Source organism: Embleya sp. NPDC005971 (genome assembly GCF_040629175.1).
Classification (GTDB): Bacteria; Actinomycetota; Actinomycetes; order Streptomycetales; family Streptomycetaceae; genus Embleya.
This window is the reverse complement of record NZ_JBEXUX010000027.1, coordinates 98222-120562: the sequence shown is the minus strand read 5'-3', so window position 1 is coordinate 120562 and position 22341 is coordinate 98222. Positions and strand designations below refer to the sequence as shown.

At 72.1% G+C, this 22341-nt stretch carries 20 protein-coding genes; 11 read left to right on the top strand and 9 right to left on the bottom strand.

The features are described 5' to 3' along the window. Positions 1-35: 35 nt before the first annotated feature. From ABZ374_RS24020 to ABZ374_RS24010, 3 genes are all read right to left on the bottom strand, one after another. Positions 36-785, bottom strand: a complete 750-nt coding sequence (locus tag ABZ374_RS24020; RefSeq protein WP_360314277.1) for a PIG-L family deacetylase — start codon at positions 783-785, stop codon at positions 36-38. 188 nt (positions 786-973) lie between these two features. After that, entirely contained in the window at positions 974-2518 is a 1545-nt protein-coding gene (locus ABZ374_RS24015; protein ID WP_360314275.1) for a glycosyltransferase, read from the bottom strand. Positions 2519-2751: 233 nt separating this feature from the next. Beyond that, positions 2752-3648: a LysR family transcriptional regulator gene (locus ABZ374_RS24010; RefSeq protein WP_360314273.1), complete on the bottom strand. Its 897-nt coding sequence runs from the start codon at positions 3646-3648 to the stop codon at positions 2752-2754. A 244-nt stretch (positions 3649-3892) separates the two neighbouring features. Between ABZ374_RS24010 and ABZ374_RS24005 the strand changes: the two genes are divergently transcribed. Beyond that, positions 3893-4759 (top strand): 2-dehydropantoate 2-reductase, encoded by an 867-nt coding sequence (locus ABZ374_RS24005; protein WP_360314297.1) that lies wholly within the window; start codon positions 3893-3895, stop codon positions 4757-4759. A gap of 190 nt (positions 4760-4949) precedes the next feature. Here ABZ374_RS24005 and ABZ374_RS24000 read toward each other — a convergent pair whose 3' ends face one another. Continuing rightward, on the bottom strand, positions 4950-6143 hold the full coding sequence (locus tag ABZ374_RS24000; RefSeq protein WP_360314271.1) for a hypothetical protein: 1194 nt from the start codon (positions 6141-6143) through the stop codon (positions 4950-4952). Between the two features lie 547 nt (positions 6144-6690). Between ABZ374_RS24000 and ABZ374_RS23995 the strand changes: the two genes are divergently transcribed. Then, on the top strand, positions 6691-8241 hold the full coding sequence (locus ABZ374_RS23995; protein WP_360314269.1) for an alpha/beta hydrolase: 1551 nt from the start codon (positions 6691-6693) through the stop codon (positions 8239-8241). Between the two features lie 43 nt (positions 8242-8284). Here ABZ374_RS23995 and ABZ374_RS23990 read toward each other — a convergent pair whose 3' ends face one another. Beyond that, the gene (locus ABZ374_RS23990) at positions 8285-8926 is read right to left on the bottom strand and encodes a TetR/AcrR family transcriptional regulator (RefSeq protein WP_360314267.1); all 642 of its coding nucleotides are present in this window, start codon (positions 8924-8926) and stop codon (positions 8285-8287) included. A gap of 131 nt (positions 8927-9057) precedes the next feature. Here ABZ374_RS23990 and ABZ374_RS23985 point away from each other — a divergent pair, with 131 nt between their 5' ends. Then, positions 9058-9687 (top strand): MSMEG_1061 family FMN-dependent PPOX-type flavoprotein, encoded by a 630-nt coding sequence (locus ABZ374_RS23985; protein WP_360314265.1) that lies wholly within the window; start codon positions 9058-9060, stop codon positions 9685-9687. Between the two features lie 22 nt (positions 9688-9709). Then, positions 9710-10618, top strand: coding sequence for a PDR/VanB family oxidoreductase (locus ABZ374_RS23980; RefSeq protein ID WP_360314263.1), 909 nt, complete (start codon positions 9710-9712; stop codon positions 10616-10618). 21 nt (positions 10619-10639) lie between these two features. Here the strand turns inward: ABZ374_RS23980 and ABZ374_RS23975 are convergent, their stop codons facing one another. Continuing rightward, a complete protein-coding gene (locus tag ABZ374_RS23975) occupies positions 10640-11914 on the bottom strand; it encodes a sensor histidine kinase (protein WP_360314261.1) in 1275 nt (424 codons plus the stop codon). Positions 11915-12192: 278 nt separating this feature from the next. Beyond that, a complete protein-coding gene (locus ABZ374_RS23970) occupies positions 12193-12567 on the bottom strand; it encodes a nitroreductase family deazaflavin-dependent oxidoreductase (RefSeq protein ID WP_360314259.1) in 375 nt (124 codons plus the stop codon). A 205-nt stretch (positions 12568-12772) separates the two neighbouring features. On the opposite strand from ABZ374_RS23970, the gene ABZ374_RS23965 reads away from it, so the two are divergent. Continuing rightward, positions 12773-13387: a TetR/AcrR family transcriptional regulator gene (locus tag ABZ374_RS23965; protein ID WP_360314257.1), complete on the top strand. Its 615-nt coding sequence runs from the start codon at positions 12773-12775 to the stop codon at positions 13385-13387. Between the two features lie 57 nt (positions 13388-13444). On the opposite strand, the gene ectB is transcribed toward ABZ374_RS23965, so the two are convergent. After that, positions 13445-14701 (bottom strand): diaminobutyrate--2-oxoglutarate transaminase, encoded by a 1257-nt coding sequence (gene ectB / locus ABZ374_RS23960; RefSeq protein ID WP_360314255.1) that lies wholly within the window; start codon positions 14699-14701, stop codon positions 13445-13447. Positions 14702-15114: 413 nt separating this feature from the next. Between ectB and ABZ374_RS23955 the strand changes: the two genes are divergently transcribed. Beyond that, positions 15115-16509: a glutamine synthetase gene (locus ABZ374_RS23955; protein ID WP_360314253.1), complete on the top strand. Its 1395-nt coding sequence runs from the start codon at positions 15115-15117 to the stop codon at positions 16507-16509. Positions 16510-16702: 193 nt separating this feature from the next. Then, positions 16703-17878 carry a cytochrome P450 gene (locus ABZ374_RS23950; protein ID WP_360314251.1) on the top strand — a complete coding sequence of 392 codons (1176 nt, stop codon included), beginning with the start codon at positions 16703-16705 and terminating at the stop codon, positions 17876-17878. A gap of 70 nt (positions 17879-17948) precedes the next feature. On the opposite strand, the gene ABZ374_RS23945 is transcribed toward ABZ374_RS23950, so the two are convergent. Further along, positions 17949-18590 carry a TetR family transcriptional regulator gene (locus ABZ374_RS23945; RefSeq protein ID WP_360314249.1) on the bottom strand — a complete coding sequence of 214 codons (642 nt, stop codon included), beginning with the start codon at positions 18588-18590 and terminating at the stop codon, positions 17949-17951. Between the two features lie 68 nt (positions 18591-18658). On the opposite strand from ABZ374_RS23945, the gene ABZ374_RS23940 reads away from it, so the two are divergent. The 4 genes from ABZ374_RS23940 (at position 18659) to ABZ374_RS23925 (ending at position 22016) form a co-directional block, all read left to right on the top strand. Then, the gene (locus ABZ374_RS23940; RefSeq protein ID WP_360314247.1) at positions 18659-19423 is read left to right on the top strand and encodes an SDR family oxidoreductase; all 765 of its coding nucleotides are present in this window, start codon (positions 18659-18661) and stop codon (positions 19421-19423) included. 258 nt (positions 19424-19681) lie between these two features. Next, positions 19682-20749 (top strand): serine hydrolase domain-containing protein, encoded by a 1068-nt coding sequence (locus ABZ374_RS23935; RefSeq protein WP_360314245.1) that lies wholly within the window; start codon positions 19682-19684, stop codon positions 20747-20749. Between the two features lie 67 nt (positions 20750-20816). Further along, entirely contained in the window at positions 20817-21596 is a 780-nt protein-coding gene (locus ABZ374_RS23930) for a maleylpyruvate isomerase family mycothiol-dependent enzyme (protein ID WP_360314243.1), read from the top strand. A gap of 126 nt (positions 21597-21722) precedes the next feature. After that, complete coding sequence (locus ABZ374_RS23925; RefSeq protein WP_360314241.1) at positions 21723-22016, top strand: DUF6191 domain-containing protein; 294 nt, start codon at positions 21723-21725, stop codon at positions 22014-22016. Positions 22017-22341 lie beyond the last annotated feature (325 nt).

Genomic DNA, 22341 nt, shown 5'->3' with positions numbered 1-22341 from the left:
GGAGATCGTCCGCCTTCTCGACGACCTCGGCCGCGCTACCGCGGGGCGGGCGGGGCGCCGGCGGGCGTGATCCAGGGCAGCGCGAGGTCGGTCGGTGTCGTCGGCGGATGGGCCCGGGCGACGGTGAACGCCTCCGCGTACGCGACGCCCACCTCTCGGCCGCGCAGGGCGGCCTGGCGCCGGGCGAGGTCCACGAAGTCGTGGCCGCCGCGCCGGCGGCGCCGGTCGTTTTGACTCACGTGTCGCGACACCATGGCTTCCTTGGTCGGCATGGTCGCGGTGATGTCCACCCACAGGTCCGGCGTACCCGCGTTCGCGCCGGTCAACGTATCCATCCGGAACAACGCCGGGACCGTGTCGAGGGCGGCGTGCCCGGTCTCGATGCCGGGCTCGCGTGCCGACAGCCGCGCGGCGCTCGCGAGGGCGCCCGCCGCCCGGTGGTCGGGGTGGTAGTCGTCCGGGTGGTGCGCGAACAGCACGTCGGGGCGGGTTCGGCGCAGCACGTCCACGACGAGCAGGCGGGTCTCGGGGGTGTCGTACAGGAAGCCGTCCGGCAGACCGAGCATGATCCGGTCGGCGCCCAGCACGGACGCCGCCTCGCGGGCCTCGCGGGCCCGGGTGCGGGCGATCGGGGTCGGGGCGGCGGGCGTGGTCGGGGCCCCGGGGGCGCCGTTGGTGAGAATGGCGATGGTCACGTGGGCGCCCCGGGCCCGGTAGTGGGCGAGGGTGCCGGCGCACAACAACTCGATGTCGTCGGGGTGGGCGCCGAGGGCGAGGATGCGCATGGTGATCGATCCTTGGGGTCGGAGTGGATGTGTGGGCGTCGGCTCGGGGTCGGTGCGGCCCGGGAGGGGTGTCTCGACTCTCGCCTTGGATGCCACCCGGGCTCTCGCCTCGGGTCTCGCCTCGGCTCTCGCCTCGGCTCTCGCCTCGGCTCTCGCCTCGGGTCTCCGCCCGGCTGCCTCCTCGGCTCCTACGCGAGACCGGAGAGGATCCGGGCGAAGCCCAACACGCCGCTGTCGGTGAGGAAGTGTCCGCGCACGTGCCGGCGTCCGTTGTCGCCCAACTCCCGGGCGTACGCCGGGTCGGCGAGCAGTCGGTCGATGCCGGCGCCGAGCCCCGGCAGATCGCGCGGGTGCGCCAACAGCAGTCCGGAGCGGCCGTGTCGGATCTGCTGTCGGATGCCGCCCACCGGCGAGGCGATTACCGGCCGCCCCTTCCAGGCGGCCTCGGACACGGTCAGCCCGAAGCCCTCCGCGAGGCTCTTTTGGAGCACCACCGTCGAGCAGCGCTGGATGGCGTTGATGGTCAGCGCGTGCTCGGTCGGATGATCCGTGGGGATCTCCACCAGGTGCACCCGCGCCGACCGGTCCCGCCGACGCTCGCGGGCCGCACGGCACTCGGCGAGTACCTGTTCGGCCTGCGCGTCGCCGGCCGCCCGCGGTCCCGCGAGCAGCAGGTGGGCGCCGAAGTCCGGATCGACGTGGTCGGTGAACGCCTCGATCACGCCCGGGATGTCCTTGACCCGGTCCCAGCGGCTCACCTGCGTGACCAGCGGTGCGCCCGGAGGCAACGGCTCTGCGGTGTGCCCGAGTTGCCGCGGAAGGTGCTGCGGCGGATCGGCGAAGCCGGAGCCGGCCGCCGGGTCCGCGGGGCGGTGCCCCGACTCCGGGAAGACCTCCAGCCGCGCCAGCAACCGCGACGCCTCCTCGGTGGGATGCAGCGGCACGTTCTTCGGTGACAGCGGATTGATCGAGGGCGACAGGATGTGCACCGGCACGTCGGGCAGCCCGGCGGGCAGTGCTCCGTCGTAGGACGCCAGGAAGCCGTGCGCGGCGGACAGATATCGACGCAGGAAATGCCAGGCGGGACCGGCCGGTTCGGGGTCGAGCGGGGTGCCGACGTGGCATTGCCACAACACCGTGCAGCCGGCTTCGCGCAGGTACGGGATCAGGCCCGCCGTCTGGTGGTCGTGCAGTACGACCACGCTGCGTCGGCCGACGACGCCGAGCAGGCGTTGCGCGGCGGCGCCCGTCATGCGCTCGTACAGGGACCGGCCGGCTTCCGGGTCGGGCGGGTCCCGGTGGGTGTGGGCGGCCACCCCGCACATCCGGTAGTAGAGCGCCTTGGTCAGGGCGCGGAACGCCCGGCTGCCCTCGATCGTGGCCCACCGGGTGTCGATGCCCTCACCGCGCAGGTGGGGCAGGGTGGTCCGGAGCAGTTCGGCGACCCCGCCGCGGGTCGGATTGTCGCTGACGTGCCAGACCTCGCGCCCGTCCAGGTGCTCGCGGGCCTCGCGCAGTGCGCCGCGCACTTCGGCGAGCCGGGCCGCCCCGATCAGGTGTTCGAGGCGGGACATCGGGGTCGCCGGCAGTTCGACCTCGGGCAGCGGCGAGGTCGGCGCGGGCGGGTGGTGCGGCGCGCGGGGCCGGATCGGGCGGGTCGTGGCCGTATCGGCGCTGCCGGTGGAACGCGCGACGGGGCGGGGGAGGAACGGCCCGTACCGGGTGCGGATCATGGTGGTCGCCTTGCTGTGCGTGCGGAAACGGCGGTGGCGCCGGCACGGCATCCGTCGGTCCGGGTCTCGAACCCGGATTCACTTCCGGATGCGGATCCGAGCCTTGCTGCCGGCCCGGATCGCGGCGCCTGCCATTCACCATCGATCCCGCGCTGTCCCGGGCGCCTGAGCCGGCGGTCCCCGACCGGTCCCGCGTCCGCCCCGACGCGCCGGACCGCTTCCCGCTCCGCCGGTCACCCGTCCGGTGTGTCGTCGGGGGCGACGCTGTCGGCGAAGGCCCTGGCCAACGGGGTGAGGTCGTCCCAGCGCCGGACGGCCCAGCCCACCGGCAGGCGCGGCAGGTCGGGGATGGGCAGGAAACGCACCGGGCCGGTCCCGCCGGAGGTGCGCCGATCGGGCAGCGCGGGTACGACGGCGTGCCCGAGGCCGAGTTCGGCCAGCAGGATGGCGGTGTCCCAGTCGGCGATTCCGGCGTCGGACGTGACGTGGATGCCCAGCTTCGCGAAGGCCGTGTCGAGGTGGGCCCGCGAGGAGGAGTCCTCCGGCAGCCTGATGTGCCGGACGTCGCCGAGGTCGGCGGCCTCGATGTGGGTGCGGTCGGCGAGCGGATCGTCGGCGCGGACGGCCAGCACCCAGGGCAGTTCGGCGACGCGGCGCTGTTGGATGCCGGGCATCGGGCCGCCGATGGTGATCCAGGCGAGGTCGAGGGTGTTGGAGGCGAGCGCGTCGAAGCAACTGCGGCTGGAGGTCTCGGTGCGAAACTCCAGGCCGGCCCGGGGATAGCGGTTGCGGAAGGCGACGACGGCCTCGGACATGAAGTGCCGCACGGTGGTGGCACCGGTGGTGATGCGTACGGATCCGGCCTCGCCGCGCGCCAGTTCGTCGAGGCGACGAAGAGCCAGGTCCAGGCCGGCGATGCCGTCGGCCGCCGCCGCTCGGAGCAGGCGACCCGCCGCGGTGGGGGCCACGCCGCGGGGGTGGCGTTCCAGCAGTTGTACCTTCGTCTCCCGCTCCAGCCGCTTCACATGCTGGCTTACCGCCGACTGCGTACAGGACAGGTCCCGGGCGACGGCGCTCAGGCTGCCGGCCCGGCACACCGCCACGAAGACACGGAGATCATCGAGAGTCATGGACCAAAGGTAGAGCTTGGGTAGTTGGCAGAAAAGCCGAGGATTGACTTGGGGGATGCCCGGTTCGATGATCGAACCGGGCGGCAACCTGCCCGCATCCAGGTGCCCCCGTCCGGACGGGTGTGGCCCGGTGCGGCAGGTGTCGACCCTCGACCGCAACCGAGAGGAACCGTCCGTGCCTGCTCCGACTCCGTTCAACGACCCCGCCGTTGCCGACGCCGCCCCCGACCCACGCCCGTGGACGGTGGCGGTGCTGGGCCCGGGAGGGGTGGGCGGGCTGCTCGCCGCCGTGTCGGCACGGGCCGGCCACCGGGTGATCTGTATCGCGGGGGAGGCGACCGCGCACGCCCTGCGGACCGATGGCATTCGGGTGCACAGCGGGCAGTTCGGCGACTTCACCGCCCGGGTCGAGGCGGACACCGAACTGCGCGAATCCGTCGATCTGTGCCTGATCGCGGTCAAGCACACCGTGTTGCCCGCCGCACTGGAACGCATACCGCCTCGGGCGCTCGGGAACGGCCTGATCGTGCCGCTGCTCAACGGCATCGAGCACCCGTCCCTGCTGCGCGACCACTACGGCGCACGAAACGTGGCACCGGGCGTGATCCGGGTCGAGTCCACGCGCACCGCGCCGGGCGTCATCGAACACGGCAGCCCGTTCACCGAGATCGACCTGGCCGGCTCCCCGGAGCGACTCGACCCGGTGGCGGCCATGCTCACCAACGCCGGCGTACGCACCCGGACGGTGGCGGACGAGGCCGCCGTCCTATGGGCGAAACTGGCCTTCCTGGCGCCCTTCGCCCTGCTCACCACTCGCTACGGGCTCACCATCGGCGAAGTGCGGACCGGGCGACGCGCGGAACTGGTCGCGCTCGTCGAGGAAGCCGCCGCGGTGAGCGGTGCCTGCGGTGTCCCGGTCGATCCCGCGCGATCCCTGGCGTTGTACGACGCGTTCCCCGCGCACACCAAGTCGTCCATGCAACGCGACGCGGAGGCGGGCCGGGCCACCGAACTCGACGCGATCGGCGGCGCACTGCTGCGGGCCGCCGGCCGGCACGGTACGCCGGTGCCCGTCGCGATCAGGCTGGTCGCCGAACTGACGACCGGCTGAGGGAGGTTTCCTCCCGGGCGGTCGAACTCCCGCCTTGATTCGGGGCGTCCCGAATCGTTCGGACCACCCGCCGACGATCGGTGACGTCGATCGCCTGCACGTCGTGCCCCCTGCGGGCCGCGACGTGTGTCCGCCGGGCCGTGTCCGGCCGTCACCGGGCCGGACGCCGGACGCCGGACGCCGAGCGGGGTCAGGCCGTCACCGCCCCGGCCACGTCCAGGAGTTCGGGCACCGTGCCGGTGAATTCCGCGAGCAGCGCGAGGGCCACCGCCCACGCCTCGACGCGGTCCCCGAGCCTGGGTCGCGCGCCCAGGGCCGTCCGCAGATCGGCCATGCGGGTGTCGGGGGTGTCCCGGAACACCTCCAGCGCCCGGTACGCGGGCGTCACCCGGTCCAGGATCGGGGCGGCCCGCAGCAGGCCGGTCGCGAAGGCGATCCCGACCTCGCGTTCGAAGTGGGCACCGGTGGCCATTTGGGCGAACAGCGCGCGCCGGGCGTGCGCGGGCCGCACCAGGGAGCCCAACGGACGCCGGAATCGGGGTACGCGCGGCAGCAGTTCGTCGGGGCAACCCGGTTGGTGGGCCAGCGTCGTCCGGACCTGCGCGTCGCGGTCCATGGCGCGGACCGCGACGGTGATCCGCGCCCAGTCCAGCGGTCCGCGCGGCGCCGAAAGTGCCAGGGTCGGGTCGCCGGAACCCGACTTGACGCACAGGCGTGCCACCACGGCCGAGGCGCTCGTCTCGTGGTCGAGCGCGTGCGTGAGCAGGGCCGCGTCGGTGGGTTCCGCGAGGGCCCGCCGGACCACCTCGGGCAGTTGCGGGTCGTCCGGGAACGGCGGTACGGCGGCCCGGGCCGCAGCGGCGGCCGCCGGCCCGGCCGTACGCAGCAGACTCAGGCAACCGCGCAACAACACCGCCGGCGCGCCGTGCCGGTTGTAGGCGAACTCCAGACGGGCGAGCGCGGCGGCGACCAGCGCGGGATCGTCGGACTCCACCAACGGGTAGACGCGGAGCTGTAGATCCCATCCCGCGCGCAGGGGACGCCGGACCGGTTTCGCCCGCAGGTGCTCGCCGACCGGAACCCTGGGCAGGGCCGCGAGCTTGGCCTCGCGGGACGCGTCCGCGTTGCCGAACACCGCGGTCGCGACCCGGGGATCGACGTCGGTGGCGAGCCGCAGGAGCAGGTCCGGCCCGATGGCCCGGTTCGCCGCGAGCATGGCCCGATCCGCGCCGTCGCCCCGGTCGACGACATGCCTGAGCACCGCGTCACCCGGCAACCGCCACTCCCCGAACACCGCCGCGCGGGTCCCGGTGGGCAGGCGGTCGAGGATGTCGCCCAGCAGGTGTGCGGGCGCCTGGTCGAGCAACAGCGCGTGTGGATCCACGGGCCTCACCGAAGCACACGGGGGGGCATGCGATCAAGGCGGCCGCCGCCGGGTCGTGGGAGGTCCCGGCGGCCTCCCGTCGCGGTGCGGCCGGCGATTCTATGGGGCTCACACGTGGCGAGGATCGGTCGGGGCGACGAATCCGTACCCGGCTCCTCGTCCGGTCGGCCAATGCCCGCCGTGTGCCGCGTTCGTAGGGTCGGGCACGTTCACACCAGGCATCCGCGCGCCCCCCGCACACCCGCCCGACCGGGCCGAGTTCCCTGCAATCGCCCGCGCCTACCCACCGTCCATGGCCCAACTCCCGCATCACACACCGGACTTCGGCTGTGAGCCTCGGGAAGTCCGGGCCGGACCACGGGTCGACCAGCCGCGGTGCGTCGGAACGACGGTGCTGCAACCACCCACGATCGGGCGGGTGTCGGACACGCCTGCGGATCGATCTCCGGAGACGAACGTGACCAGAACGTCAGCGATCCGAACGAGTCCCCACCATCCCGACGAGCCCACCTCCCGCCGCGACGGTGCCCCGTACCGTCGCCGCGCCATGGCCGCGGGCCTGGCCCTGGTCGCGTGCCTCACCGCGACCCTCGGCAGCGCGTCGGCCGCCGGGGCCACCGACGCCGCGGACTCGGACGGCATCGCGAAGTCCGGTGCCGGGCTGGATCGTTACCTCCATCAGCGGCTCGACTGGCGCAGTTGTGTGCTGGGTCCGGACGACGCGTCGGGCCGCGCCCTGGAGCAGGCGGGCGCGCGCTGTGCGGACGTGACGGTCCCGCTCGACTACGCCAACCCGCGGGGCCGTACGATCACCGTCGCGATATCGCGGATCAAGGCCACCGACCGGCGCCACCGCATCGGTGCGCTGCTGAGCAACCCCGGTGGTCCGGGCGGGGCCGGGATCGGTATGACGCCGGAGCTGCGGACCGCGATGAAGGAGGTCGGCGCGCGCTACGACGTGATCGGCATGGACCCGCGTTTCGTCGGCCGCAGCACACCACTGGACTGCGGATGGCCGCTCGGCACCAACCTCTTCGCGGCCGGCCTGACCCGGGCGAGCTTCGAGCGCCAGGTGACGTTGCAGAAGGACCTGGCCGACCGCTGTCGGGCCGGCAACGCGGCGGTGTTGCCGTTCGTCAGCACCCGCAACACGGCCCGCGACATGGACGTCATCCGAGCCGCCCTCGGCGAGCGGAAGATCTCCTACTTCGGCTACTCGTACGGCACTTACCTGGGCACCGTCTACACCCAGATGTTCCCCGGCCGCTACGACCGGATCGTCCTCGACGGGGCGCTCGACCCCAACCGCTACAGTTCCCGGGCGTTGCAGGGGACCGTGGGCGAGAACGAGCACGCGCTGGCCGCGTGGGCCGACTGGGCCGCGCTGCGGAACGGCACCTACGGACTCGGCGCCACGCGCGCCGACGTGTTCGCCACGATCGACCGGCTCGTCGAGACGTCCGCGCGCACTCCGCTGACCGTCGGCACCGCGCCCGAGGTCTACCGGCTCGACGACACCCGGGTACCGTTCCTGCTCCTGGTCGGGGACGCCGACGACACCGACGCCGCGCGGGCGAACCTCGCCGACATGCTGGCCACGCTGGTCAAGGCCGCGGCCGGACAACCGGCCCCGCTGTCACCCGAGTTCGCCGGGTTGTTGCGGGTCATGTTGACCGCCGAGGGCTCGCCCACCGGCAGCGTGCAATCCGCGATCATGTGCGGTGACGTGCCCGTTTCGCACGATCTCGAGCAGTACTGGCGGGACATCGAAGGCAGCCGTGCGGCCCACCCGCTGTTCGGCCCGATGACGAACAACATCGTGCCGTGCGCCTTCTGGGACAACCCGCGTGAACAGCCCACCCGGGTGCGGCGCGACGTCCCGATGCTCATCGTGGCCGCCACCGGCGACCCGCGTACCCCCTACGTCGGCAGCGTCGCCCTGCACGGCCTGCTGCCCAGTTCCAGGCTGCTCACCCTCCAGGGCGCCAACCGGCACGCCGTCTACGGCCTCTACGGCAACTCCTGCGTGGACGACAGGGTCAACGCCTACCTCGCCACGGGCCGGCTGCCCGGCACCGACCAGACCTGCGTGAAGTAGCCCGAGAGGCACCGAAACCGTCGACCGGGACCGGGGTGAGCGGTCACCCCGGCTCCCGGTCGGCCGGTGCGGCGGTGAGGTAGCGGGTGAGCATGGCGACGAGTTCGTTCTCGAACCTGGGGATGTCGATGGGGTCGGGTGCGGCGATGAGATGGTGGACGACACGTTCGACCGTGGAGACCACGAGCCGGGCCGCGGTCTCGGTGTCGTCGACCCGAACCTCGGGGTGCTGGTCGAGCAACTCCCGCAGGTAGGTGCTCCGTTCCCGTTCCAGGTGGTCCATGCGCTCCGACAACCGGGGCGACTGTGGCACCTGTTCGGCCATGATCCGGAGCAACTGTGTGTCGCCCAGGTGGTTCCCGATCGCGACCCGGACGAAGACGCGGATGATCTCCTCGATGGAGTCGGGCAGTTCCTCGTCCTGCCGCTGCCGCATCGCGGCCGCGCCCAGATCGAGGTGGCGGTTCACCAGTTCGAGCAGGATCGCGTCCTTGTTCGGGTAGTACTGATACAGCGAACCGATCGAGATCCGGGCCTGCTCCGCGATCCGGTTGGTGGTGCCGGCGGCGTAGCCGTACTCGGCGAAAACGTGAGTAGCCGCCGTGAGGATGCGCTGCCTGGTGAGTTCGGCCCGCACCTGACGTGGCTGTTTACGTGGCTGAAGCCGGCGTCCGTCCGACGTCACGACACCTCCCGGCAAGCGGTCCGAACGCGAGTAGCGCAGGACGCGAACAATTGCTCACAATAGTGCCCCGACCTGCTTCGGAGCGGCAAGCGAGGGGGCTCGCTGCCGCACCCACCCGGAAGGAGCCCATGATGACGGACGTCCGTACCCGCCCTCGGCGGGTGGCACCGCACGAGGTCCGCGCCCGGCTCGGCGAGCCCGAGGCGCCGGCCCGGGCCAAGATTCTCGACCGCATCGACGAGCACTTCCACCGCTTCATCGCCCATTCCCCGTTCCTGGCACTGGCCACGGCGGATGCGGCCGGTCGCGCGGACAGCTCGCCGCGCGGTGACCATCCGGGCTTCGTCAAGGTCCTCGACGAGCACACGCTCGCGATTCCCGACCGGCCCGGCAACCGGATCGCCGACTCCTTCCGCAATCTCGCGGAGAACGACGGGGTCGGACTGCTGTTCCTGATCCCCGGACTCCGGGAGACGCTGCGGGTCAACGGCCGCGCCTATCCCACCGACGAGCCCGATGTGCTCGCCCGCATGCAAACCGAGGGCCGGTCGGCGGAGTTGGCCCTGATCGTCGAGGTGGAGCAGGCCTATTTCCACTGTGGTCGCGCGCTCATCCGGTCCCGGCTGTGGGATCCGGCGAGCCAGTCCCTCGCGGCGGAGTTGCCCTCGGCCGGCGAGGCCGTCGTGGGCCAACTCGGGCTCGACATCGATCCGACCCTGATCGACCGGAGCCTGGAATCCTCCTACCGGAAGCTGTACTGACCATGGCACCAGGTGATGTCCGATGCAGCGGATGATTCTCGACCGGCTGGACCCGATCGCCGAAGGCGTCGTCTCCCTCCTCCTGCGCGGTGCGGACGGCCCGCCCGCGTCGTGGGAACCGGGCGCGCACATCGACCTGCTCCTGCCCAATCGGCTGACCCGGCAGTACTCGCTGTGCGGTGACCCGGCCGACCAGGAGAACTACCGCATCGCGGTACGCCACGAACCGCTCAGCCGAGGCGGTTCGGAATACGTCCACCTGTTCCTGCGCCCGGGTCGAACCCTGGAAGTCTCGCTGCCGCGGAACAACTTCCCGCTCGTGGCCGCGCCGGAGTACCTGTTCCTCGCGGGCGGCATCGGCATCACCCCCATCCTGCCGATGTTGCGGGCCGCCGTCGCGGCCGGCGCCGCGGCCACGCTGGTGTACGCGGGGCGATCGGTCGCGACCATGCCGTTCGTCGCCGAACTGCGCGCCGCCCACGGCGATCTGGTGCGCGTCGTCGCCGGCCGGCAACACGGCGGGCTCGATCTCGGCCTGTCGGCCGCGGGCCTGAATCCCCATACGCTGGTCTACTGTTGCGGCCCCGCGTCGATGCTCGCCGAGGCCGAGAAGGTCTTCCCCGCCGAGCGCCTGCACTTCGAGCGCTTTCGTCCGGTCGCCAGGAGCTTCGGGCCGGACACCGCGTTCGAGGCGGTGTGCGCCCGATCGGGCGGCGTCGTTCCGGTCCCACCGGACGAGTCGCTGCTGGACGCGCTGCGCCACGCCGGACACCCGGTGTCGTCCGGCTGCCGCGAGGGGGTGTGCGGGAGCTGCGAACTCACCGTCGTCGCCGGGGAACCCGAACACCGCGACGACATCGGCCCGCCCGCCGGTCGCATGTACGCCTGCGTGTCCCGGGCCCGGTCGCCCCGACTGGTCCTCGACCTCTGACCGGACGGGACGCTCGGGGGCTCAGGAGGGGGAGGGTCGGGGGGAGTCGCCGTCGGCGGTGGGCGCCGATTCGCGGCGGCGGCCCGGGTCGTCGTCCGGCGGCAGGGGCAGCTCCGCGACGACGCGGAAGCCGCCCTCCGGGCGAGGGCCGCAGTCCAGGGTGCCGTCGTGCAGGGCCACCCGCTCGCGCATGCCCAACAGGCCGTACCCGCTCCCGCCCAGGCCCGCGGCCGGCTTGCCGCCCGTGCCGTCGTCGAGCACCTCGACCACGACCCGATCGGGAAGATGGCCGACCCGCACGAACGCCCGGGCGTCGCCCGCGTACTTGCGCGTGTTGGTCAGCGCCTCCTGGACGATCCGATACACGGTCAGCTCCGCGGTGGGCGGCAATTCCCGACGCTCGCCCACCTCCTCGTAGTGCACCGGCAGGCCCGCCGCGTGCGACTCGGCGAACAGGCGGTCCAGGTCGCGCAGTCCGGGCTGCGGTCCGGTCGGTGCCTCCTCGGGGCCGTCGCCGGCGCGCAGTACGCCCAGCAGTTGCCGCATCTCGCCGAGCGCGGCCCGGCCGGACCCCTCCAGGGTGCGCAGCGCGTCCTCGGCGGTCGTCGGATCGCGTCGGAGGGTGGCCCGGGCACCGCCGGACATCAGGTTCATCGTGGTGATGTGGTGCGACACGATGTCGTGCAACTCCCGGGCGATCCGCCGCCGTTCCTCGGCGACCGCGCGCTCCGCCAGCAACCCGCGCACCTGGGCGCGCTGTTGCTTCCACCTGGCCGTGGCGATGCCGACCCCGACCACCAGCACCGTGGACGCCAGGTCGCCCAGGATCGGCAACACCAGGTCCCCGCCACCGCGCACCGAGCGCAGCACCTGCACCGCCATGCTCGCGCCGGCGGCGATCGCGATGTCGCGGGTCGGCCGATAGCGGGCGACGGTGTACACGGCGACCGCCATCACGCCGCCATAGCTGTGCGTGGTCGGCCCGACCACGGCCACGAAGATCACCTGGGTCACCAGCACCGCCGTGAGGACCGCCATCGGACGGCGTCGACGCGCGACGAGGAAGGGGGCGCCCAGCACCGACAACACGACTCCCGCCGGCGTGACGCCGATGACGTCGCGTTGTTCGGGAGAGACATAGGAGAGCACGTCGAGGGCGCCCGCCACGAGTGCGATCAGCACGTCGTTGCGCACCGTGCGAACGGTGACGGCCGTGCGCAGCCACCGGGTGCACGCTCGGCGAGCGCGACCGGCCCCGTTCGTCTCGCGGGTCGCCCCCGCGTGGTCGGGCTCCATCGTCGCTCTCCTTCACGGCTCGTGGACGATCACCACGAGACGGGCGGAACCGTGTTCGAGCCGAGGGGCCGTCCCGGGGCCGGCCTCGATCGATCGGCGGCAGCGAATATACCCGTCCGCGCAGGTCGCACGGTCGCGACGAGGTTCGGGGCGATCCCGGGAGGGTGCTCGCCCGCCGCCGCGCCGGGCGGGATCCTCGCGAGGGTCGGCGCGAGGATCCCGGTGCACGGCGCGGGCCGGGCCGCCGGGTGGCCGGTCGTCGAACCGGCGCCCGCACGTCAGCCGGCGACCCGGTCCATGCGGAGGAACTCGGTGATGCGGAACAACTTCGGCGGCCGGGCCACGTCCGACGCGAGCGCCTGGAACGCCTCGGTCTCCCCGACCAGGCGCGGGGCGGCGAGCTGCACTTCCTGGCCCCCGACCCGAAGCCGCGCCCCGTCGGCCGCCAGCACGTTGCGCACCCAGTCCGAGCCCGATCCGTACACCAGTACGAACAGGTAGCCGCCGTCGACGGGGTGCGCGTCGATCGGCGTGCGGTACGTGGCGCCGGACGTGCGCCCGACGTGGGTCAGCACCGGCCACTTCCCGCCGGCGATCGCCCGCGGGTTGAACACCCGCTTGTTCACCTGGCCCCACCACCTGGGCATCGGCATCGAGATCCCCTTCCGTATCGGTCGACCTCCCGGTGCGTTTCGCGACCGGGGGACTTACGCTCGTAAGGCTGACTTACGCATGTAAGCTTGTCAACACGCCCGTCCACCTGGAGCTGCCGTGTCACCACCCGCCCCGCCACCACCGCCGCAAGCACGCCGCGCCCGGCAACCCTCCGCGCCACGCCGCCCGCTCAGCAGGAGCCGCGTGCTGGAAGCCGCGATCCGGGTCGCGGATCGCGGCGGGGTGGAGGCGATCACGATGCGCAAGGTGGCGCAGGAACTCGGCGTGGAGGCGATGTCGCTCTACCACCACGTGCCGAACAAGGACGCGATCCTGGACGGCGTGGTCGACGAGGTGTTCACCGCGATCGAGCTGCCCGACGCCGGGTCCGCCGACTGGCGGGACGCGATCCGGGTACGCGCCGGCTCCGCGCGCGCGGTCCTGTCGCGGCACAGTTGGGCCCTCGGCCTGATGGACTCCCGCCGCAACCCGGGCCCGGCCACACTGCGCCACCACGACGCCGTCCTCGGCGTACTGCGCGAGGCGGGGTTCACCCTGGCGATGGCCGCGCACGCCGTCTCGCTCGTCGACAGCTACATCGGCGGCTACGTCCTCCAGGAGGCGAACCTGCCGGTGACCACCCCGGACGATGTCGAAGAGGTGGTCGGCGGCATCCTGGCGCACGTGTCGGCGGACGAGCTGCCGTACCTCACGGAGATGATCGTCGACCACGCCCTCCGGCCGGACTACGACCACACGAGCGAGTTCGGCTACGGCCTGGACCTGATCCTGGACGCCCTCGAAGCCCGCAGGGGGTAGCGCGCCCCCGGCGCAACGGTGCGTCTGCGTCGCGTCGTGCGCCGGGGGCGTTCGGGTTCAGGCGGTCTCGTGGACGGCCCGGGTCACGATGCGCAGTCCGTCGTGCAGTTCCTCCGGGGACACGGTCAGCGGCGGCATCAGTTTCACCACCTCGCTCCGGGGGCCGGAGGTCTCCACCAGCAGGCCGAGCTCGAAGGCACGGGTACAGACCGCGGAGGCGCGGTCCGGGTCGTCGAAGGCCAGCCCCCAGACGAGGCCGCGCCCGCGTACCTCGACCGTTTCGGGGGCGATGTCGTCGGCGAGCGTGCGCAGTGCCTGTTCCGTCTGAACGCCCAGGCCGGCGGTTTGTTTCGGGGTCTGCTCGTCGGCCCAGTAGGTGTGCAGCGCGGCCGTCGCGGTGACGAAGGCCGGGTTGTTGCCGCGGAAGGTGCCGTTGTGCTCGCCCGGCTCCCAGATGTCCAACTCGGGTTTGAACAGGCACAGCGCCATGGGCAGGCCGTAGCCGCTGATCGACTTCGAGAGCGTGACGATGTCCGGGACGATGCCGGCCTCCTCGAAGGAGAAGAACCCGCCGGTGCGGCCGCAGCCCATCTGGATGTCGTCCACGATCAGCAACATGTCGTGGCGCCGACACAGGCCCGCGAGTGCGCGCAGCCACTGCGGCCGGGCCACGTTGATCCCGCCCTCGCCCTGCAGGGTCTCGACGATCACCGCCGCGGGATGGTCCAGGCCCGACCCCGGGTCGTCGAGCAACTGCTCGAACCACAGGAAGTCGGGAGCCTCGTGGTGATCGTGGTCGGAGTAGCCGTCGTAGGGCATCGGGGTGCCGTGCACCAGCGGGATGCCGGCCCCGGCCCGCTTGAAGGCGTTGCCCGTCACGGTGAGCGCGCCCAGGGACATGCCGTGGAAGGCGTTGGTGAACGAGACGATCGGGCTGCGTCCGGTGACCTTGCGGGCCAGCTTCAGCGCGGCCTCGACCGCGTTGGCGCCCGTGGGGCCCGGGAACATCACCTTGTAGGGCAGCCGACGCGGGGACAGGATCAGGCTCTCGAACGACTCCAGGAAGGCGCGTTTGGCGGTGGTGGCCATGTCCAGGCCGTGCGTGATGCCGTCGCGTTCGATGTAGTCCAGGAGGGCCCGTTTGAGCATGGGGTTGTTGTGTCCGTAGTTGAGTGCACCGGCCCCGGCGAAGAAGTCGAGGTACGTGTGCCCCGCCTCGTCACCGAGGTGGCTGCCCCGGGCGTGGTCGAACACCGTGGGCCAGTGGCGGCAATAGCTGCGCACCTCGGACTCCAGAGTCTCGAAAACGTTCACGGTGGACCTCCCATGCCCCCCTCGGGGGCGGGCGTGGTTGCGGTTCGGTGCGGCCGTCCGGAGGCGGGTTCGGGGACGAGGCTCGTGGCGGAGCCCCGGGCGTCGGGCCGTGGGACGGGATGAACTCGGGGCGTCCGGTGAGACGGCGAACGGTTGGGTGGCCGGCTCTCCCCACACCAGCGTCATGGGGCGCGGCGGTCCGCGCCCGCCGGACTGGGCCGTCCGGGACGCGCTCCCCGCTGCGCCGGGCGGGCCGCCGACCGACCGGCCCGGGCACTCGCCTGATCGGGTGGCATGGCGTTGCGGCGGGTCCCGAGCCGGGAACCGGTCGGGCGATGCCCGCGGGTGGGAGCGCCCGGGCATCCGGTGTGTACCTCAGTGCACGCGCGCAGGTCGACCGAAGCGAGAAGCGCATGGCGAGCCCCTCGACCGATACCGAATTGCACAAGCATCGCGAGCTGAACACCGACCCGGCGGCCCTGCGGGACGTGCGGGCGCGGATGACCGAGGCCGGTGTGGAGTACCTCTACTGCCAGGTCGTCACGCTGACGGGCCGCGTCGTCGGCAAGGTGGTGCACGCCGAGCACCTCGGGCGGATCGCGGAGAACGGCGTCCGGGCCCACCCCGGGTGCCTCGCCGATCTCCAACTCGACCGGGACGGCAGCATGTTGGGCGGCGACGCCGAGCGGGGCGAGATCGTCCTGCTGCCGGACCTGGACAGCTTCGGCATCCTGCCGTGGGACCCGCGCACCGGGTTCTTCTTCTGTCGGATGTACGAACCGCCGCACGCCCCCGGCGAGATGGGCGGCCGGCCGGTGCCGCTGGACGTGCGCGGCAACCTGCGCCGGGTGCACGCCGGATTCCGCGACCGCACCGGGCTGGAACTGCGCAGCGGCTGCGAACCCGAGGTCACCTGGTCGGTCCCGGGAGTCGAGAGCGCACATCGACCGGGAACGCCCCACCCGTTGTTGCACATCGAGCAGATGGATCGGCTGCGGCCGGTCTACCAGACGGTCGTCGACTACGGCCGCGCGCTCGGTCTGGACATGAGCGAGGGCAACTGCGAGGGCCCCGGGCAACTCGAACTGAACTGGACGTTCGATCTCGCCGAGCGCACGGCCGACCGGCTGGTCCTGCACCGGCAGATCTGCCGCCGGGTCGCCCGGGACCTGGGCGCCGAGGTGAGCTTCATGCCCAAACCGGCGGAGGGCGAGTTGGGCAACGGTTGCCACCACAACATCAGCCTGTGGGACGGCGACCGCAACGTCTTCGTCGACCCGGCCGTGCCCGGGCTGCACCTCACCCGGACCGGGAAACACGCCCTGGGCGGCATCCTCGCCCACGCGGCGGCGATCACCGCCGTCCTGGCGCCGACCGTGAACTCCTACAAACGCCTGTGCGACACGGGCAGGTTCGCCCCCTCGGAGGTCGACTGGGGCATCGACAACAAGACGTGCGCGGTGCGGTTCCCCGACAACGGGCGGCTGGAGGTCAAACTGCCGGACGCCATGGTCAATCCGTATCTCTCGCACGCGGTGCTGATCGCCGCGATCGAGGACGGCTTGAAGAACAGCACCGATCCCGGGCCGCCCCGGGACTGCGCGGACACCGGCCCGTCGCCGTTCGGTCTGCTGCCCACCACGCTTCGGGAGGCGCTCGACCGGTTCGCCGACAACCCGATCGTCGCGTGCGGGCTCGGGCCCGAGCTGTCCACCCTGTTCCTGCGGCTCAAGTCGCGGGAGTGGGATCGCTTTTGCCGCGCGGTCACCGACTGGGAACACCTGATGTACGGCGACGAGGGTTGCTGACGGGGGCCTTCGTGGGGTGCCCGGCGGGCTCGGGAGCCTACCGGTCGCGCCCGTGTGCGCCGTGTGCTTCGACGCGCCCTTGACCCCTCGTCGGGGCGCGACCGACCATGGCCGCATCCGCCAGGCGATCTCCGTCGTCGGCGTGCGCGCGAAACCGCGGGCGCCGCCGGGCGGCCCCGACGAAAGGCTCTGCGTGCACGCTTTTGGCGACATCGACCTCTTCGACGACGCCACCCTGAGCGACCCCTATCCGACCTATGCCCGCTTACGCGAACTCGGCCCGGTCGTACGCCTGGAGGCGCACGGCGTGTGGGCGCTGCCCCGGCACGCGGGGGTCGCCGCGGCGCTGCGGGATCCGGCGACCTACTCCAGCGAACGGGCACTCGCGCTGACCGATCCGGTCAACGACCGCTTCCTGGCGGGCACCGTGGTGGGTACGGACGGCGCCGCGCACGCGCGGCTGCGTCGGGTGTTGTCGCGGCAACTCGCGCCCCGGGCGGTGAAATCCCTCGCCCTGGGCATGCACGAACGTGCCCGGGCCCTGGTCGAGGGGCTGCCGGGCGACGGTGTCTTCGATGCCGTGGCCGACCTGGCGGCTCCGTTCGTCGCCGGCGTCGTGATGCGTCTGATGGGCCTGCCGGAGCAGGATCGCGTGCTGCTCCTGGAGCTCGCCGACGCGACCTTCGACACGTTCGGCCCGGACAACGCGCGCACCCGGGCCGCGTTTCCGCATGCCGAGGAGATGTTCCGCTATCTCGACCGGGTCGCCACCCGGGATCGGATCTCGGCCGACAGTTGGCTCGGTGCCATCCACACCGCGGCCGATCGCGGCGACATCGACGAGGCCCAGGCCGTGCCGTTGATGCTCTCCTACACCGTCGCCGGCATGGACACCACCATCCACGCGATCACCTCGGCCCTGTACCTGTCGGCGCACACCGGTCAGTGGGCGGCGATCCGCGATCGCGCCGTCCCCGGCGAAGCGGTCCTGGCCGAGGCCCTGCGGATGGAGGCACCGATACAGTTCTTCGGCCGACGTACCACCCGCGAGGTGCGCGTCGGCGACACCCGGATACCGGCGGGCGATCAAGTCCTGTTGTTGTACGGCTCCGCGGGGCGTGACCGCGGCAAGTGGGGGCCGAGCGCCGACACGTTCGACGTCACCCGGAACAGCCGCGATCATCTCGCGCTCGGGGCGGGTATCCACCAATGCGCCGGGAATCACCTCGCGGCCCTGGAATTCGACGCCGTCCTCACCGCGTTGGCCACGCGCTTTCGGAACCTCGCCCCCAACCCCGATCGAGTGCCGACCCGGCGCCTGCACAACATCCTGCGGGGGTGGCACACGGTGCCTCTCATCGGGGAGTAACTCCCGGACGGCAAATGGTACTTCGGCGTCCGGGTCGTTCCTTCGGACGCGTGCCCGAAAGATCCTTTCCTCAGGTGAGCGGGTCGCCGCCTTCGACGCCGACGGTGTCCGCGCCGAAGGCGGCGAGGGCCTTGGCTATCACGGTGGGAAGTTCGGTGCGTCCGTCGTCCTCGACCCAGCGCACCAGTGCCGTGTGCATCGCGGCCAGGCAGGCACTGGCCGCCACTTGGGCGCGGAACACCGTGTCCGGGTCGGTGGTGTCGTCGCCGAGGGCGTCCACGATGGCCTGTTGCAGGACGTAGTGGTTGTCCAGATGCCTGGCCCGCAACGCCTGCGTCGAGATCATCAGCCGCAGCCGGGCCAGCAGGAACTCCTCGCCCACCGACGGGCCTTCGCCGTGTTCGCGGCCGGTCAACGCGGTGGCCGAGTCGACGAGCGCGTTGCCGATGCGGCGCACCAGGGGCTGGGTGGCGGGCTGGGCGAGGATGCGCTCGGCGACCAGCGCACCGTACTCGTCGACGAGCACGAGGTCTTCCTTCGTGGGGAAGTGCCGATACACGGTCATCGGTGACATGCCCGCGGTCTCGGCGACTTCGGCCACGGTGGTGGCGTCGTAGCCGCGTTCGGTGAAGAGCCGCACCGCGTGCTCCTGGATGGTGCGCCGGGTCTCGGTGCGCCGTCGCGTTCGCAACTTTGAGGGCTGATCAGGCATGTGGTAGACCCTACCGGAGTGATAGCAGCTACCAGATTGGTAGTAACTAACATGAAATGGTGGTCTGTATGTGTGATTTGACCGGCAAGACGGCCCTGGTGACCGGGGCATCGCGCGGCATCGGGCAGGCGATCGCGGCCCGGTTGGCGGCGAACGGGGCGGTGGTCATCGTGCACTTCGGTACGGACGAGGCCGGTGCGAAGGCGACGGTCGAGGAGATCGAACGCGCGGGCGGCAGCGCGTTCGCCGTCGGGGCGAGGCTGGGCGTGGACGACGACGTCGAGACGCTGTTCGCCGGGGTGGAGGCCGGTCTGGCCGGGCGGGCGCTCGACATCCTCGTCAACAACGCGGCGGCCGCGCCCGCCGGTCCGCTCGGGGTCACCACACGAGCGGAGTTCGACCATCTGTTCGCGGTGAACGTGCGAGCGGTGTACTTCACCATCGAGCGGGCCCTGCCGTTATTCCGTGACGGTGGCCGGATCGTCTCGATCTCGTCGGTGGCCACGCGGATGGCAAGCCCGAGCCAGACGTCCTTCGCGATGACGAAGGCCGCGGTCGAGACGATGAGCAGGACGCTGGCCAATCAACTCGGATCGCGCGGGATCACGGTGAACGCCGTGGCGCCGGGCGCCACCCGAACGGCGACCAACGGCTCCTTCTTCGAAGCGCCGGGTCTGACCGACCTGATCACCGCCACAACGGCCCTCGACCGGCTGGGCGCCCCCGAAGACGTGGCCGATGTCGTCGCGTTCCTCGCCTCGGACGCCGCCCGCTGGATCACCGGCCACGTCATCGACGCCAGCGGCGGCCTGTTCCTGGGACCGCGCGTGTGACGGCGGATGTTTCGAGCCTGGGGATGGCCGGGTGAGCGTGGGCGTCCACCTCCTCGATCACCCGGAGGTGCGTCATGATGACGGAAAGCGGTATGTGGCGGGCGCGGGGGTGTGAAGGAGGGATTCGGGATGCGGGCTGGGCGGAGGGCGTCGGCGGCTGTGGGGGTGGTGGTGGCGGTGGCCCTGGCAGGGGCCTCGGCGACGGGGGTCGGGGCGGCCGATGTGTCGGGTGGGGGGCATGAACAGACCCGGGCGGCCATGGACTTCGCGGTGCGGGCGGGGGTGCCGGGGGTGGTGGTGCGGGCTCGGGACGCGCGTGGGGTGTGGAGCGGGACGGCCGGGGTTGCCGACCTCGGGACGGGGCGGGCGCCGAGGCCGGTCGATCGGTTTCGGGCCGGGAGCATCGCCAAGCCGTTCATCGCCACGGTGTTGCTTCAGTTGGAGGCGGAGGGGAGGGTGCGCCTCGCGGACAGTGTGGAGAAGTGGCTGCCGGGGGTGGTTCGGGGAAACGGCAACGACGGCCGGGGGATCAGCCTGCGCCAACTGCTCAACCACACCAGCGGCCTCGCGGACTACACGGAGGACCCCGACCTGCACCTGCTGGGCAAGGACTTCCTGGCCCATCGCTACGACACCTGGACACCCGAACGACTCGTCGCGATCGCGATGAGGCACGAACCGAGGTTCGCGCCGGGTACCGGGTGGAACTACACCACCACCGAGTACGTGCTCGCCGCGATGATCGTCGAACGGGTGACCGGCCACCCCTACGCGGCGGAGGCCGAGCGGCGGATCTTCGCGCCGCTGGGGTTGCGTTCCACGCTCCTGCCCGGCCACTACCCCCGACTTCCCGCGCCGAGCGGGCGGATGTACACGAAGTTCCCCGACGACCCGAGTCGAACGGTCCACGACATCACCGAGTTCGACCCGTCCTGGGGCTGGGCGGCCGGCGAACTCGTCTCCGGCACCGCCGACTTGGACCGTTTCCTCGACGCCCTGATGCGCGGCCGACTGCTGCCCGAGGCGCAGCTCGCCGAGATGACGACCACGGTGCCCTCGCCCGACTTCGGCGACGGCCAGGACGACGGGCTGGGCATCTTCCGCGCCACCCTGCCCTGCGGTACGCAGGTCTGGGGGCACACCGGTTTCCTGCCGGGCTCGCAGAGCATGGCCTACAGCACCCGGGACGGCGGGCACACCCTGGTGGTCGACTTCAACACCGACTGGGCGGGCGACACCGACGCGGCCGGGTACCTGCTCCTCGCCGAATTCTGTGGCACGGTGCCGCCCTCCGCGGCCACCCGCCGACCGGGCGGGCGGCGGTGACGGCGCGGATGTCCCCAGGGGCGCAATCGCGTTGCCTCGGGCCGGGTCGTGTGCTGAGCTGCCCGTCATGGAGTACTCCCGATACCTCGACTGCCTCGCGGCCGACTACGCCCGCCTGCGCGCCCTCGCGGCGCTCGCCCCCGCCGGGGCGGTGCCCACCTGTCCCGGCTGGACCGTCGCCGACCTGACCCGACACGTCGGCGGGGTCTACCTGCACAAGACCCTGTCCATGCGCCAGGCCGCCGAGCCCGACCCCTGGCCGCCGAAGGGCCTCGCCGACGAGGAGCCGCTCGCCCTGCTGGAGCGCTCGTACGCCGCGCTGTGCGCCGAGTTCGCCGCGCGCAGCCCGCAGGATCCGGCCGGCACCTGGTACGGCCCGGACCAGACCGTCGGCTTCTGGATTCGGCGCATGGCGCAGGAGACCGTCGTGCACCGCATCGACGCCGAACTGGGCGCCGGGCAAACGGTCGTGCCGATCCCGGACGATCTCGCCGTCGACGGCGTGGACGAACTGCTCAAGATTTTCGTGGCCTACGGCGTCGGCGAGTGGGCCGACCACTTCACCGACCTCCTGATCGACTCGCCGGGCCGCCGCTACCTGCTGCGCACCGACGGTGCCGCGTGGCGGGTGCGCACCGGACCGGGCCTGTTCGCGGTCGAGGACGCCACGGTCGGCGCCGAGTCCGGCGATGACGCGACCGACGTGACCATCAGCGGACCGCCGAGCGCGTTGTTGCGCTGGGTGTGGAATCGCACGAGTCCCGGTGAAGCGAGCGGTGTGACGATCGAGGGTGCCCCCGAGGCGGTCGAGGAACTGCAGGGCTGCATCGTCGTCGCCGGCCAGTGAAGCAGCCGGCGGCAGCCGCGACTTTCGCGAACCGGCCGGTGTGGATCGGGTGATGGCGTCGTCGGAGGGGAACCCGCCGGGCGCGGCCGACGTTGACGGGCCATGTGGAAACTGGTTTTCCCTCTCGTGACGGCCCTGCTCCTGGCGCCGTTCGTGTTCGCGGTCGGGATGCGGGTCTACTGGTGGGTCGGCCGCAAGCGTGGCCGCACGGACGGCCCCCAGGCCACCCGGGGGATGCGGGCCACCGGCACCGAGGATCTGCACGCGCTGTTCTCCCCGGGCAAGCGGCTCGAACTGGAGCAGCGCCGGGTCGAACTCGTGCTGCGCGAAGAGGATCAAGACGGCGCGCCCAAGCGCCCGGACGTCGACCTGGGCCGGGGCGTCGTGCGCATTCGCCGGCCGGACGACCCGTCCGCATAGGGAATCCCCGCCCCGGCGGGCCCGTTCGTACCGCCTCCGGGCCCGGCGGGGCGGCGTTCGGCGAGGACCGGGCGGCCGACGGCGCCTGCGAGGTGGGGCCGTCCCGGATGGCCCGGGGCAGGCGTGGAACAGGGTCGCCGTCATCCTGGCCACGATTTCCGTGACGTCCTCCGGAGCGTGGTAGTCGGGCACGGGCCGTGCGGCGGGTGTCGGCGAGGCTGCGGGGCCCTTTCACGCGGTACCCCCCTCTTGCCATAGCCCTGGCACAACTCCGCCGTAGCTCCGGTGCAAATTCACCGAAACCCGCTTTTTCGGGCGGCGACAG